This is a genomic window from Solibacillus isronensis, from assembly GCF_900168685.1.
In the GTDB taxonomy this organism is placed as follows: Bacteria; Bacillota; Bacilli; order Bacillales_A; family Planococcaceae; genus Solibacillus; species Solibacillus isronensis_A.
In genome coordinates, this window is the sequence record NZ_FVZN01000014.1 from 756,705 (window position 1) to 772,994 (window position 16,290).

Below are 16,290 nucleotides of genomic sequence, written 5' to 3' on the forward strand. Positions count from 1 at the left end.
AACCTTCCTAATTAAAAAATGAACTAGACCTTACTCGACAAAATGAAATCTAGTGGGGACACTAATTGGTTCAAATTTCGTCTTAATCGCTGACTTGTCTGCTATGACGGCAGCAATTATAATTCCCTAACAGATTATCCGACTCAAATTACCATTCTTCCAATGAATTTCATTAAGTTTTCTAAGGTAACAGAAATGAAAACCCCCACCTTTACAACAAATTAACATATTTACATAAATCTATTTACACAGGCCCTTTATACTAAACCAAAATACATAGATAAATGAGGTAGTGTAACATGCGCTTTCGTAATGCGATTAAATTTAAAGACCGGCTTGCAGTATTAATGATCATATGTATCTGTTCAAACATCATTTTAACCGTATTCAGTATGGATTATTTGCGAAAAATGGAAAGGGAAGCGCAGGCTTTATATGAAGAAAAACTCATGACACTTCATACAGTGCAGGATATTGAACAGCAGTATCTCAAGACAAAAGAAATCCCAGCGCAATCCATGGGGCAATTAGTTGCTTTCGATTCCAAAATGGAGTTTTATATGAAGCAGCTCGCGAGCAACCCCTCCGCCACACTATTTGAGGAAATCGATGCATACATAATCGAGCGGGCATCCGCACAATTAGCCAGTCATGAAAATGATATAAAATTCGGATACAGTCTTCTATTATCGATTTCCATCCTTTTAATGCTGCTTGTACTGTTTTTTGGTATTCAGGCAATTCGCTCGATCAATAAGCCGACCCGCGAGTTGAAACAGCTATTTAAACTCGTGCAGCAAGGGGATTTAACGAAGTACGCGACATACTCTGCGCGCGATGAGCTAGGGGAAACAACGAAATACTACAATTTAATGATTGGTGATATGAAGGAGCTTTTAAAAACAGTCCGGAAAAATACAGAATCGGCGTCAGAAGCGAATAACGAGCTTCAAACAAATGCCGAGCAGATTACAACTGGGGCAGTGCGTATTGCCTCAAGCTCGGATGACATGACCGGTTCACTTCAATATGCAGCAACCCGATTAGCGGATAACGCAGCATCGGTACAGCAGGTGGCAGCCGGGATTGATGAAATAACCGAGCGCATGCATCATGTTGACCATTATATAAAAGAAACAATTGCACAGGCTGAAGACGGTGCAGCGATCGTCGGGCAAAATATAGCACAAATGCATGATGTGGAACGTGCGATGCAAACAGCGAACAATACAATTACCCAGCTGAATGAACAGACACAGCATGTTTCAAGAGCAGTGACGATGATTCACTCGATTGCCGACCAGACGAATCTGCTTGCGCTGAATGCCTCCATTGAAGCAGCAAGAGCAGGGGAACATGGACGAGGTTTTGCCGTTGTGGCCCAGGAAGTGCGTAAACTTGCGGAACAATCGCAGGAGTTCACAAAATCCATTGCAACAATCGTCACAAAAATTCAGCAAGGAACTTTGGAAGCGACGAACAATATGGAAAATGCGATGAGAAGTGTTGATACGGGGGTCACGACAACGGAACAAAGTGCGGCCAAATTCAGGGAAATTACGATGCAAGTACAACAGATCGGTCCGCAAATGGAGCAAGTTTCTACTATTATGAATGAAATTTCCAGTCATACCCATGATGTTGCGCAAAGTTCGATGGAGTTAAGCAACCGCTCCGAAGGAAATCTCGTCTCGATGCACCTGATTCAGGAGCAAATTGACATACAGAAAAATTCAACGTCAGAAATTTATGAAGAAATTCAAAGCATCGCAAAAAATATGCGTTCGTTAACACATGCAGTCAAACGGTTTCAAATCTGATTACGCTGATTTTGACAGTTTTTGTCGAAAGCATTTTAATTTTTGTTATATTACTGTAATATTTATAAGTAATTTACAAGAAAAGATAAAAATACGATAAAATTTGTAATTATTTTCTGAAAACTGATGAAATTTATCATGAAAACTGGTATCTTTAATCAAGAAGTCATATTAATGAATGATATGTAAAATTATTCCATAATGCAATACACCTAAAGTCATTAATTTAATATTAAGAATATTTTTAATAATGTAGCTTTTAATAAATTCTTGACTGTAGTAGAATAGTGGTATAAAAATAGCGTATTTTATTGGTTAATATGAAATTATATAGAGAGAATAGTTAGTAGAAAATATTTGTATCGTACCATTTCATTTCATGCGGACTTCAATTTTCTGAATGTTTGTAAAAGGGCAGAGTGTTATGTTCAACTTGGCAAATACTTAATAATTGCTGTGATCAATTAGTATTGTCATTAGATAAATATATTAAATAAGGGGATGTATTTTTTATGAACAGTCAAATTCAACTAATCGTACCGAAGTGGTTTGTCCAGGATGAGCTACATATTATCGAAACGATCGTTAGCAAAACGTCAGCGGATACTGGTATTGTCATTGCCGGAGAAAACTTTGATGCAACAAAACGATGCCATCCAACTGTACGCCTTTATATGATCCAACTATTGGATGATCAATATGAAATCACAAAAGAATTGGATGCCTTCCAGTTCGATACTGCTGAAGAAGCTAAACAATTTTGCGCAAAGCTGCCTGAAATGACGGCGATTGATTTGGTTATGTTAATGAATAAGGAAGAGCCTGTATTTTCTATTTAATAGATGAATCCAGCTTTGTTGAATGAATCTTCATTTAGCAAAGCTTTTTTTGTTGTTCTCTTTCTGAGGGTCCGTATTTGTATTTTAGTGGAGAAAGGCTACAATAAAAGGAGAACAACTAGAATAAGGAAGTGATTTAAATGGCTAGAGGTGTATATATTCACATTCCTTTTTGTCATCAAATTTGTAACTACTGCGATTTTAATAAAGTATTTTTTAAAAATCAGCCAGTTGATGAATATATAGAAGCGCTTGGACGGGAAATGGAAATGACGGTTGCCGGGATGCCGGAAGCGTTCATAAATATCGAAACGATTTTCCTTGGTGGCGGTACCCCGACTGCATTATCTGCAGAGCAAATCGAAAAATTATTATCGCTCATTACGAAACATATTCCGATGTCATCCGTAAAAGAGTTTAGTAGTGAAGCAAATCCGGATGAACTGACTATCGATAAATTGCAGGCACTTTACAATGGCGGCGTTAATCGTTTAAGTATGGGCGTCCAATCATTCGACCAGTCACTCTTAAAGAAAATCGGACGTACTCATTCGAATGAACATGTATATGAAACAATCCAAAACGCAAAAAATGTTGGATTTAAAAATATAAGCATTGATTTAATGTATGGTCTGCCTGGCCAGACGATGGAACAATGGCAAGAAACGCTAGAAAAGGCTTTAGCATTGAATCTGCCGCATTATTCGGCGTACTCGCTTATCGTAGAGCCTAAAACGATCTTTTATATCCAGTATGCAAAAGGGAAGCTCCATTTGCCGACAGAGGATCTTGAAGCGGACATGTATGGTGTTTTGATGGACACGATGGAAGCACACGGACTCCGGCAGTACGAAATTAGTAATTTTGCGAATGAAGGCTATGAGTCAACACATAATAAAATCTATTGGGATAATGACGAATACGCAGGATTTGGCGCTGGTGCTCACGGTTACTTGGAAGGAATACGCTATTCCAATGTCGCACCGATCAAAAAGTATATTGAAACAGTGATGGCAGGAGAGCGTCCTTTATTGCATGAGCATGAAGTGACAGGTGATGAGAAGCTGGAAGAGCAGATGTTTTTAGGGTTAAGAAAATCTGCCGGCGTGACACATGAAGAATTTGAGAAGAAATTCGGTCAGCCGATGCTTTCTATATATAAGGAAATAATCGATCAATTACAGGAAGAGCAACTGATTGAAATTGACTCTGAAGGGATTCGTTTAACTAGAAAAGGCCGTTTTATCGGCAATGAAGTATTTCAGCGGTTTTTAGTAGGGGAATAATCTTTTTGCAGCGGTACTTGAAAAAAGTTAAAAAAAACGGACGAATTCATTGACATCAATTTAGAGATTTGCTAATTTATAAATATATTAGCACTCCTCTTAATCGAGTGCTAACAGAGGTGAGAAAGATGTTAACAAATCGGCAGTTACAACTATTGCAAGTAATCGTAGACGAATTTGTGATGTCAGCACAGCCTGTTGGTTCGCGTCAACTATCCAAAAAAGAAGGTATTACGTATAGTGCTGCTACAATACGTAATGAAATGGCAGATTTGGAGGAGCTGGGTTTTTTAGAAAAAACGCATACTTCTTCAGGAAGGGTCCCTTCTGAAAAAGGGTATCGCTTTTATGTCGACCATTTACTTCAGCCTCAAATCATTTCGAGTGGCGAAGTAGCGCAAATCCAGTCGCTCTTTAAAAAGCAGATTGTTGAAGCAGAACAAATTATAAAAGAATCCGCAAATATATTATCTGAATTGACGACATACACGACGATTTTACTCGGTCCGGATGTTCAAAAACATCGTGTCAAGAAATTCCAGATTGTACCGTTAACAGAACAGACAGCGGTGGCTATTATCATCACAGATAACGGTCATGTAGAAAATCGCACACTAACGTTACCACCGGGTTTTAACCCGCATGATATTGAAAAAATGGTTAATATTTTGAATGACCGCCTAGTCGGTGTGCCGCTATATGAACTTCCGATAAAGCTTCAAACTGAGGCGATATCGGTATTGAAGTCTCATATTCATGCATCCGATTCGATTATCCGGTCATTGTTATCCATTACTTCAAACCATCACGAAAATAAAGTTTATTACGGTGGTAAATCCAACATGTTGAATCAGCCGGAGTTCCATGATTTAGAAAAAATGCGAATGCTGATGGATCTGATCGACAAGGAAAGCCAAGTTCAAACTTTATTCAATGAACAGAAAAATGGTATTCAAATACGAATAGGTTCAGAAAACAATCATTTAGCAATGGAAAACTGCAGTGTCATCACCGCTTCCTTCCTTGTAGGGGAAGAACAGCAGGGGGCGATCGCCATTATCGGTCCGACGCGCATGGATTACCGACGTGTTGTTACATTATTGGATGTCATGACAAACAGTCTGTCCAGAGCGTTTTTCGATAAAAAGCAGTAAAGGCCATTGATTCAGCGGTCGTAATGTTATACATAGCCGCTGAATTCATAAATGATTGATACTCGAGGAGGAAAAGAAGTGTCAGAATCAAAAAACAATGAAGAATTGCAGCAAGAAGAAACTACGGAAGAAGTAGTGGAAACAGCTGAAACAGCTGAAACTACTGAAACAGAAGAAAATGCAGTAGATGAAAAAGATCAGAAAATCGCTGAACTTGAAGCGAAACTTGCTGAAGAGGATGCACGTTACCTGCGTTTACGTGCTGACTACGATAACTTAACTCGCCGCAACCGTTTAGATCGTGAAGCGGCTGAGAAATACCGTGCACAAAGCTTATTAACAGAACTTTTACCGGTGCTGGACAATTTAGACCGCGCACTGCAAGTAGAAGTGACGACAGAAGAAGCGGCTTCATTATACAAAGGTGTACAAATGGTATATGACCAGTTACTTGCTGCAACGCAAAAAGAAGGTCTTACAATCATTCCTGCAGAAGGCGAAAGCTTTGATCCGAACTTCCACCAAGCTGTAATGCAAGAGCAGGACAGTGAAAAGGAAACAGGCATCATTTTACGCGAACTGCAAAAAGGGTATCAGCTAAAGGACCGTGTACTGCGTCCATCAATGGTATCTGTAAACGAGTAATTTAGTGCTTTTCGGTGCTATCTATATATTTAAAATTTAGATTTTCATATCAAACACATTTTGTTTTTTACTATTAGGAGGAAAATTAAATTATGAGTAAAATTATCGGTATTGACTTAGGAACAACAAACTCTTGTGTATCTGTATTAGAAGGCGGAGAACCAAAAGTAATTCCAAACCCAGAAGGTAACCGTACATCTCCATCTGTAGTAGCATTCAAAAATGGAGAAAAACAAGTTGGTGAAGTAGCAAAACGCCAAGCTGTAACAAACCCGAACACAATTATTTCAATTAAATCAAAAATGGGTACGAACGAAAAAGTGAAAGTGGAAGATACAGAGTACACTCCACAAGAAGTATCTGCAATGATTTTACAATACTTAAAAGGCTATGCTGAAGACTACTTAGGCGAAAAAGTAACAAAAGCTGTTATTACAGTTCCTGCTTACTTCAACGATGCTCAACGTCAAGCAACTAAAGACGCTGGTAAAATCGCTGGTTTAGAAGTAGAGCGTATCATCAACGAACCAACAGCTGCAGCTTTAGCTTACGGTTTAGATCAACAAGACGTTGACCAAAAAATTCTAGTATTCGACTTAGGTGGCGGTACATTCGACGTATCAATCCTTGAATTAGCTGACGGCGTATTTGAAGTATTAGCAACAGCGGGTGACAACAAACTTGGTGGTGACGACTTCGACGACAAAATCATCGCTTATTTAGTAGAAGAGTTCAAAAAAGAAAACTCAGTAGATTTATCAAAAGACAAAATGGCAATGCAACGTTTAAAAGATGCAGCTGAAAAAGCGAAAAAAGACTTATCAGGTGTAACTTCTACTCAAATTTCATTACCATTCATCACAGCAGGTGCTGATGGCCCGCTTCACTTGGAAATGTCATTATCACGTGCGAAATTCGATGATTTAACAAAAGATTTAGTTGAGCGTACAATCGTTCCAACTCGTCAAGCATTATCAGATGCAGGTCTTTCTGCTTCAGAATTAGATAAAGTCATCTTAGTTGGTGGTTCTACTCGTATTCCTGCAGTTGTAGAAGCAATCAAAAAAGCAACTGGTCATGAGCCACACAAAGGCGTAAACCCGGATGAAGTAGTAGCAATGGGTGCTGCTGTACAAGGCGGCGTATTAGCTGGTGACGTACAAGGCGTATTATTATTAGACGTAACACCATTATCATTAGGTATCGAAACAATGGGTGGTGTTATGACGAAACTAATCGATCGTAACACAACAATCCCAACATCTAAATCTCAAGTGTTCTCAACAGCTGCAGACAACCAGCCAGCAGTAGACATTCACGTATTACAAGGTGAACGTTCAATGGCAGCAGACAACAAAACATTGGGCCGCTTCCAATTATCTGATATTCCGCCAGCACCACGTGGTATTCCACAAATCGAAGTAACATTCGATATTGATGCGAACGGTATCGTATCAGTTAAAGCGAAAGACTTAGGAACACAAAAAGAACAAACAATCGTGATCCAATCTGATTCAGGTTTATCAGAAGAAGAAATCGAGCGTATGGTGAAAGATGCAGAAGCAAACGCTGAAGCAGATGCGAAACGTAAAGAAGAAGCAGATCTTCGCAACGAAGCAGACCAATTAGTATTCCAAGTGGATAAAACAATCACAGACTTAGGTGAGCAAATCACAGAAGACGAAAAGAAATCTGTTGAAGATGCACGCGACGAGTTAAAAGCAGCTTTAGAAAAAGGCGAGCTTGAAGGCATCAAAGCTTCTAAAGAAAAATTAGAAGGCGTACTACAGCCATTAGTAATGAAAGTTTACGAGCAAGCGGCAGCAGCAGCTCAAGCAGCACAAGGCGGCGCTGAAGGTTTCGAAGGCGCAGCAGACGCTGGTCAAAAAGACGACGGTATCGTAGACGCTGACTTTGAAGAAGTAAAAGACGACAAAGACAATAAATAATTCTTTCTGATTTCCACATAAAAGCCAAAGACCGCTTGCGGCTTTGGCTTTTATGCTTGTCATAAGCCCCATTTTATTCAGGAGAGTGGGCGAGGGAAGGCGAAGTAAAGCGGCGATTTTAATCCGTTTTAGGAAGTATCGCCCATGGTTCGCGGAAGTTGGGTTTTATTAGAAGATTTAGGTGAGAAAGTAGAAGATTCAGCTGAGAAAGTAGAACTTACTGAAGCGAAAGTAGAAAGTTCAGGGGCTAAAGTGGAAGTTCTTCAATGAAAAGTAGAACAATTCACCCGGAAAGTAGAAGTTTGAAATTTATTAGAAGATTCAGCTGAAGAAGTAGAACTTACTGAAGCGAAAGTAGAAAGTTCAGGGGCTAAAGTAGAAGTTCTTCGATGAAAAGTAGAACAATTCACCCGGAAAGTAGAACTTTAAATTTTATTAGAAGATTTAGCTGGAAAAGTAGAACTTACGGAAGCGAAAGTAGAAAGTTCAGCGACTAAAGTGGAAGTTTTCGATTAAAAGTAGAACATTTCACCTTGAAAGTAGAACTTCGAATTTTATTAGAAGATTCGCTTGAGAAAGCAGAACTTTTGGAAGTGAAAGTAGAAAGTTCAGGGGCTAATGTGGAAGCTATTCATAGAAAAGTTGAAGTCTCGCCCATAAGGAAGTACTTAATGAAAAAACGGATAATAAAATACAGCGAACCTTGACTTAAATTAAATAAGTAGTCCAAAACCCATATCAAAACCTTAGTTGTGCGGAGTGAAGGGGCCGACTCCTTGGGGATTAAGCGTGCGCGGAAAATCCACTTGATGTATGCCGCCGTAGAGGCATACATCAAGTTAGTTGGAGCCACGCCCCCAGGAAAGCGTGCCCCGTAATGCAGCACAACGGGCTTATGAAGGAAAAGGCATCTTATAACTTTCACGTAATAAAAAGAACGGGACTATATTAGATGGCCCCCACTTTATATTCCTATAAAAAAGTACCAAAGCAAAAGCTATACATCAATTTTTCAACATGTTAAAATAGACGTTATGTAAAAAGAGCGGAGAGTGAACAATGAGTAAGCGCGATTACTATGAAATACTTGGCCTGAGCAAAGGTGCAAGCAAAGACGAAATAAAAAAAGCGTATCGTAAATTATCAAAACAGTATCACCCGGATTTAAACAAAGAAGAGGGCGCGGACGAAAAGTTCAAAGAAGTCGCAGAAGCCTATGAAGTGCTGTCAGACGACCAAAAACGTGCACGCTATGACCAGTTCGGCCATGAAGATCCAAATGCCGGCTTTGGTGGCGGCGGCTTCGGAGGCGGCGCTGGCTTCGGCGGTTTCGAGGACATCTTCAGTTCGTTCTTCGGTGGCGGCCGACGCCAAGATCCAAACGCCCCACGTAAAGGCGACGATCTTCAGTTCCGTATGAACATTTCTTTTGAAGAAGCAGTATTCGGGAAAGAAACAGAAATCGAAATTCCAAAAGAAGAAACATGTGATACATGTCACGGCTCTGGCGCAAAACCAGGTACGCACCCACAAACATGTTCACAATGTAATGGCGCGGGCCAAATTAACCAGGCAGTCGACACACCGTTTGGCCGTATGGTAAACAAACGTTCTTGTCCATCATGTCGTGGTCAAGGTAAAATCATTGTGGAAAAATGTACACCATGTCGCGGTACTGGTACGATTACGAAAAAGAAAAAAATCAAGATCACAATCCCAGCAGGTGTGGATGATGGTCAACAACTACGCGTAGCTGGTCAAGGTGAAGCAGGATTCAACAATGGTCCGGCAGGCGATCTATACATTATCTTCAATGTTCGCAAGCACGAGTATTTCGAACGTGACGGCGACGATATTTTATATGAATTAAAACTAACATTCCCGCAAGCGGCGTTAGGTGATGAAATCGAAGTACCGACAATTCACGGGAAAGTGAAGCTGAAAATTCCTGCAGGCACACAATCCGGTGCACAATTCCGCCTGAAAGATAAAGGCGTAAAAAATGTACACGGTTATGGCATGGGGAACCAGTATGTCATCGTAAACGTCGTAACACCGACGAAATTAACAGAAAAGCAAAAGCAATTGTTACGTGAATTTGCAGAAATTAGCGGAGACATTCCGGAAGAACACGGAAGCTCCCTGTTCGACAAAATTAAGAAAAAAATTAAAGGCGACTAAGGAGTGTATTGCAAGTGAAATGGACAGAACTTTCGATTTTAACAACGCATGAAGCTGTTGATGCAGTGACGAACATTTTACACGAAGCTGGGGCAAGCGGTGTAGTAATTGAAGATTCAAAGGAATTAGACAAAGAGAGAATCGATAAATTTGGTGAAATTTACGCACTGAATCCTGAAGATTTTCCGAAAACAGGTGTCATTGTAAAAGCATATTTATCGGCTTCAAGTTTTTTAGCGGAAACAATCGAAGAAATTAAGCTTGCAATCGCAAACCTTGTAAACTTTGATATTAATATTGGCGAAAATGTATTAACACTTTGTGAAGTTGATGAAGAAGATTGGTCAACGGCGTGGAAGCAGTACTACCATCCGGTAAAAATTTCGGAACGCTTCACAATTGTACCGACTTGGGAAGACTACAAACCAGTATCAACGGATGAGCTGATCATTGAGTTGGATCCGGGAATGGCGTTCGGAACAGGGACACACCCTACAACAGTTATGTGTTTACAGGCACTTGAAAAAGTTGTACAACATGACCACACAGTAGTTGATGTTGGTACAGGATCTGGCGTACTGTCAATTGGTGCTGCCATGCTTGGCGCGAAAAGCGTTCATGCACTGGACCTGGATGAAGTGGCAGTAAATGCAGCGCGTGAAAATGTTGAATTGAATAAAATGAATGATATTGTTGAAGTATTCCACGGCAATTTATTGGACACAGTAAAAGAACCGGCTGATATTGTCGTAGCGAATATTTTAGCGGAAATCATTATGTCATTTACGGATGATGCATTTTCAATTGTAAAACCAGGCGGTATGTATGTTACATCGGGCATAATCGGAGCGAAGAAAGATGATGTAAAAGCAGCGCTGGAAACAGCCGGATTTGTTATTGAAGAAGTATTGATGATGGAAGACTGGGTAGCGATTATTTCACGTCGTCCTTAATTAAATCGTTTAATCGAAAATCGAACATTTTGCTATTGTGCAAAATGTTCGATTTTTACGTTATCAACAAGGAGTGAAGACAATGCAGAGATATTTTGTAGATACAGTGGAAAATGATTTGGATCTCTTTATTATTGCCGGAGAAAACGCGCGCCATATTTCAAAAGTAATGCGTATGACGGTTGGGGAAGAAATCATTGTTGTACATGACAATGTAGCATATGTTTGTGAAATTACCGAGCTGGACCAGGATGTACATGCGAAGAAAACTGGTACGACAATCCCTTCGCCGGAAATGCCGGTTAAAGTAGATATTGCATGTGGCCTGCCAAAAGGCGATAAACTGGAACTGATTGCACAAAAAGCGACAGAGCTCGGTATGCACGCATTAATCCCGTTTGCTGCAGAACGTTCGATTGTAAAATGGGATGATAAAAAGGCGAAGAAAAACCAGGAACGCCTGCAGAAAATCGCTCAGGAAGCAGCTGAGCAATCGCATCGTACATATGTGCCGAATGTTGTACAACCAATCAGTTTCAAACAGCTTGTACAAACATTCTCTAACTATGATGCGGTCTATATTGCGGATGAAGAAGATGCGAAGTTGGCGACACGTACGACATTTAAACAAAAGCTGCAATCGTTAAATGCTGATAAAACGCCGCGCATCTTATGCATTTTCGGTCCTGAAGGCGGAATTTCCCGCAATGAATCAGCCGTCTTGCTTGAAGCCGGTGCACAGACAATGTCACTTGGGCCGCGTATTTTACGAGCAGAGACAGCACCATTGTATGCGCTGGCTGCGATTTCTTATGAATTCGAATAATTAAATGCGTTTGAATTAACAGACCTATAAAAAGCAGAAAGCCTTAATTTCTCTTCATGTGAGAAATTAAGGCTTTTTGTTTTTAAAAAAATCTCAAATTATTTAATGTATTTCCTCCTTGTATAATGAAAAATACATAAGTATAATGTTTGTATAACATATGACAGTGTCTCAGAACAAATTATTATTGAAAACAGCTATATTATGAAGTTTTATTAATATTAACGGTGAAAAGAATAAAGAAAACCTCTAAACATTATACAAATTAAACTTTACAAGTGAAACATTGTACAATATCCAATCGAAACAGGGAGGAACAATACATGAAAAAAATTGCAGTGGTAGGGGCAGGACCTGGCGGATTAGCAGTCGCCATGTTATTGGCGCATAAAGGTTATGAAGTAACGATTTATGAAAAGCAGGCTTATGTTGGCGGGCGAACAAGCGAAATTAAGCTTGGTGACTATAAATTTGATATGGGTCCGACTTTTTTTAATATGTTGTACATTGCAGAAGAAATTTTTGAATTAACAGGTCGCGATATTCACGATTATGTGGATCTGATCGATTTAAATCCGATGTATCAATTAATCTATCATAATAAAAAGATGAATATGACACGTGATGCAGATGAGATGATCCGTCAAATCAATGAGCTTTTCCCTGGGAATGAGGGAAGCTATGAGCGTTATATGGAGCAGACGCAAAAGAAACTTGAAGTGCTTGCTCCGGTGCTGCAGGCTCCGATGAATAAGCTGACAGATTTATTCAACCCGAAAGTAATGAAAGCGTTTAAAGAACTGGAAGTAGGAAATTCACTTATTGACACACTGTCGAAGTTTTATAACGAAGAGGAATTACAGCTCGCTTTCACATTCCAGGCAAAATATTTAGGGATGTCTCCATGGGAAAGTCCTGGCGCGTTTTCGATTCTTTCGTATATTGAACATGCGTACGGTGTCTATCACATTAAAGGCGGTATCAATAAGCTGACGGAAGCAATGGGCAGAGTTGTGCTGGAATCGGGCGGGAAAATCCTTCTTAATAACGGCGTAAAAAAATTGAAAACGAACGGCAGAAAAGTGATGGGTCTACTGCTGGAAGATGGTCAGGAAATCGAAGCGGATGAAGTAATCATTAACGGAGATTTTGCACATGCGATGACAAATCTTGTTGAGCCGGTACTATTAAAAAAATATACACCGGAAAAACTCGAGAAAAAGCAGTACTCATGTTCAACGTTCATGCTGTATTTAGGTGTCAATAAACGATTTGATTTACCGCACCATACGATCTGGTTTGCGAAAGATTACCGGAAAAATGTAGAGGAAATCACAAAGACAAAACTGATGTCCGAAGATCCATCGATTTACATTCAAAATGCCGTCGTAACGGATGAAACGGTTGCACCGAAAGGAAAATCGACCTTATACATTTTAGTACCGGTACCGAATAATATGAGCGGAATTGACTGGTCGGAAAAGGCAGGACCTTTCCGGGATATGGTTTTAAATATGGTAGCGGATAAACTTGGTGTTAAGGACATTTGGGAATATATCGAAGAAGAGCGAATGATTACACCTGCTGACTGGGAGCGCGATATTCATGTATATAAGGGTGCGACGTTCAACTTAGGTCACCAATTATCGCAAATGCTTGTATTCCGTCCGCGCAACAAATTTGAAGAGCTCGATCATTGCTGGCTGGTCGGTGGTGGTACACACCCGGGCAGTGGCTTGCCGATTATTCTGGAATCCGCCCGAATTACAGCAAACGGCATCTTACAGCAGGATAAACAGACATTGCTTCCTGTTCAACCATTGCCGAAAGTGGAACTGTATAAAAAGAAACAACGACAATTACAGCATCAGCCTGCAGCCATTCAAACAAATGCTTAAAGAGTGGTTTCATTGTATGAAACTTTTATCTGAATGGAAACGTATAATAACTATTCAATTAAAGGAGGCAATACAATGTTCAAAAAACTAGCATCAGATGCATTAGGTCTATCAGATATTGGGGTAGTGATTTCAAGACAGGACTTTGACAAAACAGATTCCGATGATTTTATTTTTAATGAAGTGGATGAAAAAATTTATTTCCTGATCAAAACAAAAGCGGATGAGTATTGCTTCACAAACTACGCATTAATCCATGTAGATGGCGCAAATGCCATCAGTAAAAAACGTATGCTGCGCCGCTATGACTACGAACATTTTGCGATTGAAGAAGTACTGCTGGAAACTGCCGGAACAATCGATCTGGATGTAGAGATCAAATTTGTGATCGGAAATGTGCCGTTAAGTATTGATATTCATAAAAAACACTTAACGGAAATTAAAGATTTATACAAAGCACTTCATGCGATTTCACTTGAACAAAAAGCCAATACATTCAGCATGGATGCTGCAAAACAAAGTCTGAATTTGGCTGCATCTGCAATCGGCCGTGCCGGCAATGAAGGGGTATCACCAGCTGATGCATTTAAGGAAATCACAGCATTTTCACATAGCTGGCTGCTCGAGCAGAAGAAAGCGTTTGTGAAAAAAGATTTCGGCGATGTGTTTGAGAAATATATTAATAATTAATAGATGAAGCATGCGATATTTGTCGTATGCTTTATTTTTGTACATAATAAGAGAGAGACAATATTTTTATTTATATGGAGACCATACTTGTCTGTTTATTTTCTGTGAAAGATGAAACTGGGACATTATGGTGACATGATAATAAATTGGGTGTGTAAACCGAAAGGAAAAAGGTGATATATTAGTTACTAACATGGAAAACAGATTGAAAGGGTCGCGATAATAATGAAAATTGAAGAAATTTTAACAGGGATCTTAATTATCTGTAGTGTAATGCTATTTATTCTATTGTGTATTTATTTTTTTGCAATTTATCGAAAGCACAGGAAGACTCGTTCTTTCAATAAAATAAATCACTATATCCAGCAAAATGATCGGGATTGGTATAACTATTTAGTTTTAAACAAGCCACTTCGGAATCATTCAACTACAAAGGATGAGCTGGAGGCAATTGATACTATTTTTGTTTCATATGTAACAACGATGAATAAAGAGGAGATCCTGGAGAGAGCTTCAACATATGCTGCGTTAAATATGAAAAACTATTATGTAAAGCAATTGACAAGTCGTGATGAAGCTGTCCGTCTTCATGCTTTGCAGCGCACATTGATTTTGGATTTGGAATTTTTAGTGCCGTTAATCGAACGCCGGCTAAAAGAGAATCGTACCGGGTCAATGGAAGAATATTTGTTAATGTTAAAGGTTGCAGCGAAATATAATAGAAATTTATTCTTGGCGCATATGTATAAGCCTAGATTGACTTTTTATGATAATGAGTACCATTTGTTGCTGTCGAATATTGAGGACAGTTATTGTGACTACTTTAAAGATCATTTTGAAGAGTTGCCGATTCAGCTGAAATTAGCGTTTTTGGAAACGTTATGTCTAAAGGAAAACTTACATGCTACCTACCTTACTTTCTTTGAAGGTTTATTGGTATCCGAGTGTAATGAAATTCGTCTCCGGGCATTAAGAGCTGTTTCTTCGTTTGGGGAAATATCACATCTAAAGCATTATGAAAACTTTGTTCATTCCTCGCATTGGGAGGAACGTCTTTTAGTAGCGGAAATATTGAGGTTCGTTACAGAAGAGGAATCTTATCTGTATCTTGAAAAGTTATTGCAAGATTCAAACAGCAATGTCCGGAAGCAGGCGGCATTATCACTGATGGATGTACCAAATGGAAAAGCAATTTTACAAGGAATAATAGATTCTGGTTCCGTCCTTTAATGGTAATTTTCCGGCTAGAATGAAAAAGTAAGGTGAGCTGAGGAAATCAGAAATGTAAAAGTTAACTAATCCAGTATAAAAATTTAGCCGGTATGAGCTTGGTAAAAAACTGAACTCATACCGGCTATTAACATTCTACTGAGCATAATCTCCTGTATAATTCACGAGTGAACAAGCATGGACACCCTCAATACTTTCGATTAAATTAACGAAATATGTATTGTCATCAACTAAACGTATTTCTACGGTCATTTCGATGAGTCCATTACGTACAGATTTCGATTTTAATTTCGAGTTTTTTTTATTCAGCACTTTTTTCACTTGCTCGTGTGCCTCATGCTGATAATGTACGACAAGCAAATAGGTTTCTCCCCGAATTTTCTTTTTCGATAGCCAGGCCAACGTTGCTCCGAAAGCAGCAGACCCGATTAGAGCGAGTGGATACATACCCGCTCCAATCGCTATCCCCGCAGAAATTGCCCAGAACATATAGACAATATCAAGCGGGTCTTTAACAGCCGTACGAAAACGGACAATACTGAGTGCTCCTACCATCCCCAGTGACAGGACGATATTTGTACTGATTGTCATAATGATGACGGTCGTGATCATCGTCATCAAAACAAAAGAAACGTTGTAGTTATAGCTGTAAACAACACCGCGAAAACACGTTCTGTAAACCGTATAAATGAACATGCCAACAGCAAAGGAACAGAACAATCCTAATAATATTTCAAAATAGGATACGGTAGTAAAAGATTCTAAAGAGAGTGCGCTTTTTTTAATAATATCCTGAAAACCTAACGACCCGTCCATATT

At 39.3% G+C, this 16,290-nt stretch carries 14 protein-coding genes; 13 read left to right on the forward strand and 1 reads right to left on the reverse strand.

Annotated elements, in window-relative coordinates; all coding sequences use genetic code 11:
- The first annotated feature begins 299 nt into the window (after nt 1-299).
- From B5473_RS12265 to B5473_RS12320, 13 genes are all read left to right on the forward strand, one after another.
- Complete coding sequence (locus tag B5473_RS12265; RefSeq protein ID WP_079525548.1) at nt 300-1,820, forward strand: methyl-accepting chemotaxis protein; 1,521 nt, start codon at nt 300-302, stop codon at nt 1,818-1,820.
- 512 nt (nt 1,821-2,332) lie between these two features.
- Nucleotides 2,333-2,659: a geranylgeranyl pyrophosphate synthase gene (locus tag B5473_RS12270; RefSeq protein ID WP_079525550.1), complete on the forward strand. Its 327-nt coding sequence runs from the start codon at nt 2,333-2,335 to the stop codon at nt 2,657-2,659.
- A 140-nt stretch (nt 2,660-2,799) separates the two neighbouring features.
- The gene (gene hemW / locus B5473_RS12275) at nt 2,800-3,945 is read left to right on the forward strand and encodes a radical SAM family heme chaperone HemW (protein ID WP_079525552.1); all 1,146 of its coding nucleotides are present in this window, start codon (nt 2,800-2,802) and stop codon (nt 3,943-3,945) included.
- A 128-nt stretch (nt 3,946-4,073) separates the two neighbouring features.
- Entirely contained in the window at nt 4,074-5,099 is a 1,026-nt protein-coding gene (gene hrcA, locus B5473_RS12280; protein ID WP_079525554.1) for a heat-inducible transcriptional repressor HrcA, read from the forward strand.
- Between the two features lie 78 nt (nt 5,100-5,177).
- Entirely contained in the window at nt 5,178-5,744 is a 567-nt protein-coding gene (gene grpE, locus B5473_RS12285; RefSeq protein ID WP_079525556.1) for a nucleotide exchange factor GrpE, read from the forward strand.
- Between the two features lie 92 nt (nt 5,745-5,836).
- Nucleotides 5,837-7,693, forward strand: a complete 1,857-nt coding sequence (dnaK, locus tag B5473_RS12290) for a molecular chaperone DnaK (RefSeq protein ID WP_079525558.1) — start codon at nt 5,837-5,839, stop codon at nt 7,691-7,693.
- 144 nt (nt 7,694-7,837) lie between these two features.
- Complete coding sequence (locus B5473_RS21105; RefSeq protein ID WP_303047318.1) at nt 7,838-7,963, forward strand: hypothetical protein; 126 nt, start codon at nt 7,838-7,840, stop codon at nt 7,961-7,963.
- 789 nt (nt 7,964-8,752) lie between these two features.
- Complete coding sequence (gene dnaJ / locus B5473_RS12295; RefSeq protein ID WP_079525560.1) at nt 8,753-9,874, forward strand: molecular chaperone DnaJ; 1,122 nt, start codon at nt 8,753-8,755, stop codon at nt 9,872-9,874.
- A 14-nt stretch (nt 9,875-9,888) separates the two neighbouring features.
- Nucleotides 9,889-10,827 carry a 50S ribosomal protein L11 methyltransferase gene (gene prmA / locus B5473_RS12300; protein ID WP_079525562.1) on the forward strand — a complete coding sequence of 313 codons (939 nt, stop codon included), beginning with the start codon at nt 9,889-9,891 and terminating at the stop codon, nt 10,825-10,827.
- An 82-nt stretch (nt 10,828-10,909) separates the two neighbouring features.
- Nucleotides 10,910-11,653: a 16S rRNA (uracil(1498)-N(3))-methyltransferase gene (locus tag B5473_RS12305; RefSeq protein WP_079525564.1), complete on the forward strand. Its 744-nt coding sequence runs from the start codon at nt 10,910-10,912 to the stop codon at nt 11,651-11,653.
- A 323-nt stretch (nt 11,654-11,976) separates the two neighbouring features.
- Nucleotides 11,977-13,551, forward strand: a complete 1,575-nt coding sequence (locus tag B5473_RS12310; RefSeq protein WP_079525566.1) for a phytoene desaturase family protein — start codon at nt 11,977-11,979, stop codon at nt 13,549-13,551.
- A gap of 75 nt (nt 13,552-13,626) precedes the next feature.
- On the forward strand, nt 13,627-14,241 hold the full coding sequence (locus B5473_RS12315) for a PH domain-containing protein (RefSeq protein ID WP_079525568.1): 615 nt from the start codon (nt 13,627-13,629) through the stop codon (nt 14,239-14,241).
- Between the two features lie 483 nt (nt 14,242-14,724).
- Nucleotides 14,725-15,471, forward strand: coding sequence for a HEAT repeat domain-containing protein (locus B5473_RS12320; protein WP_254865305.1), 747 nt, complete (start codon nt 14,725-14,727; stop codon nt 15,469-15,471).
- Nucleotides 15,472-15,606: 135 nt separating this feature from the next.
- Here the strand turns inward: B5473_RS12320 and B5473_RS12325 are convergent, their stop codons facing one another.
- A complete protein-coding gene (locus B5473_RS12325) occupies nt 15,607-16,287 on the reverse strand; it encodes a DUF4956 domain-containing protein (protein ID WP_368483378.1) in 681 nt (226 codons plus the stop codon).
- Nucleotides 16,288-16,290: the final 3 nt, after the last annotated feature.

Excerpts from the sequence above, each read along its gene's own strand:
- B5473_RS12325 (WP_368483378.1), bottom strand. The coding sequence starts at position 16,287 with ATGGACGGGTCGTTAGGTTTTCAGGATATTATTAAAAAAAGCGCACTC.
- hemW (WP_079525552.1), top strand. The coding sequence starts at position 2,800 with ATGGCTAGAGGTGTATATATTCACATTCCTTTTTGTCATCAAATTTGT.
- hrcA (WP_079525554.1), top strand. The coding sequence starts at position 4,074 with ATGTTAACAAATCGGCAGTTACAACTATTGCAAGTAATCGTAGACGAA.
- dnaK (WP_079525558.1), top strand. The coding sequence starts at position 5,837 with ATGAGTAAAATTATCGGTATTGACTTAGGAACAACAAACTCTTGTGTA.
- B5473_RS12320 (WP_254865305.1), top strand. The coding sequence starts at position 14,725 with ATGAATAAAGAGGAGATCCTGGAGAGAGCTTCAACATATGCTGCGTTA.
- B5473_RS12315 (WP_079525568.1), top strand. The coding sequence starts at position 13,627 with ATGTTCAAAAAACTAGCATCAGATGCATTAGGTCTATCAGATATTGGG.
- dnaJ (WP_079525560.1), top strand. The coding sequence starts at position 8,753 with ATGAGTAAGCGCGATTACTATGAAATACTTGGCCTGAGCAAAGGTGCA.
- B5473_RS12265 (WP_079525548.1), top strand. The coding sequence starts at position 300 with ATGCGCTTTCGTAATGCGATTAAATTTAAAGACCGGCTTGCAGTATTA.
- B5473_RS12270 (WP_079525550.1), top strand. The coding sequence starts at position 2,333 with ATGAACAGTCAAATTCAACTAATCGTACCGAAGTGGTTTGTCCAGGAT.
- B5473_RS12310 (WP_079525566.1), top strand. The coding sequence starts at position 11,977 with ATGAAAAAAATTGCAGTGGTAGGGGCAGGACCTGGCGGATTAGCAGTC.
- B5473_RS12305 (WP_079525564.1), top strand. The coding sequence starts at position 10,910 with ATGCAGAGATATTTTGTAGATACAGTGGAAAATGATTTGGATCTCTTT.
- B5473_RS21105 (WP_303047318.1), top strand. The coding sequence starts at position 7,838 with ATGGTTCGCGGAAGTTGGGTTTTATTAGAAGATTTAGGTGAGAAAGTA.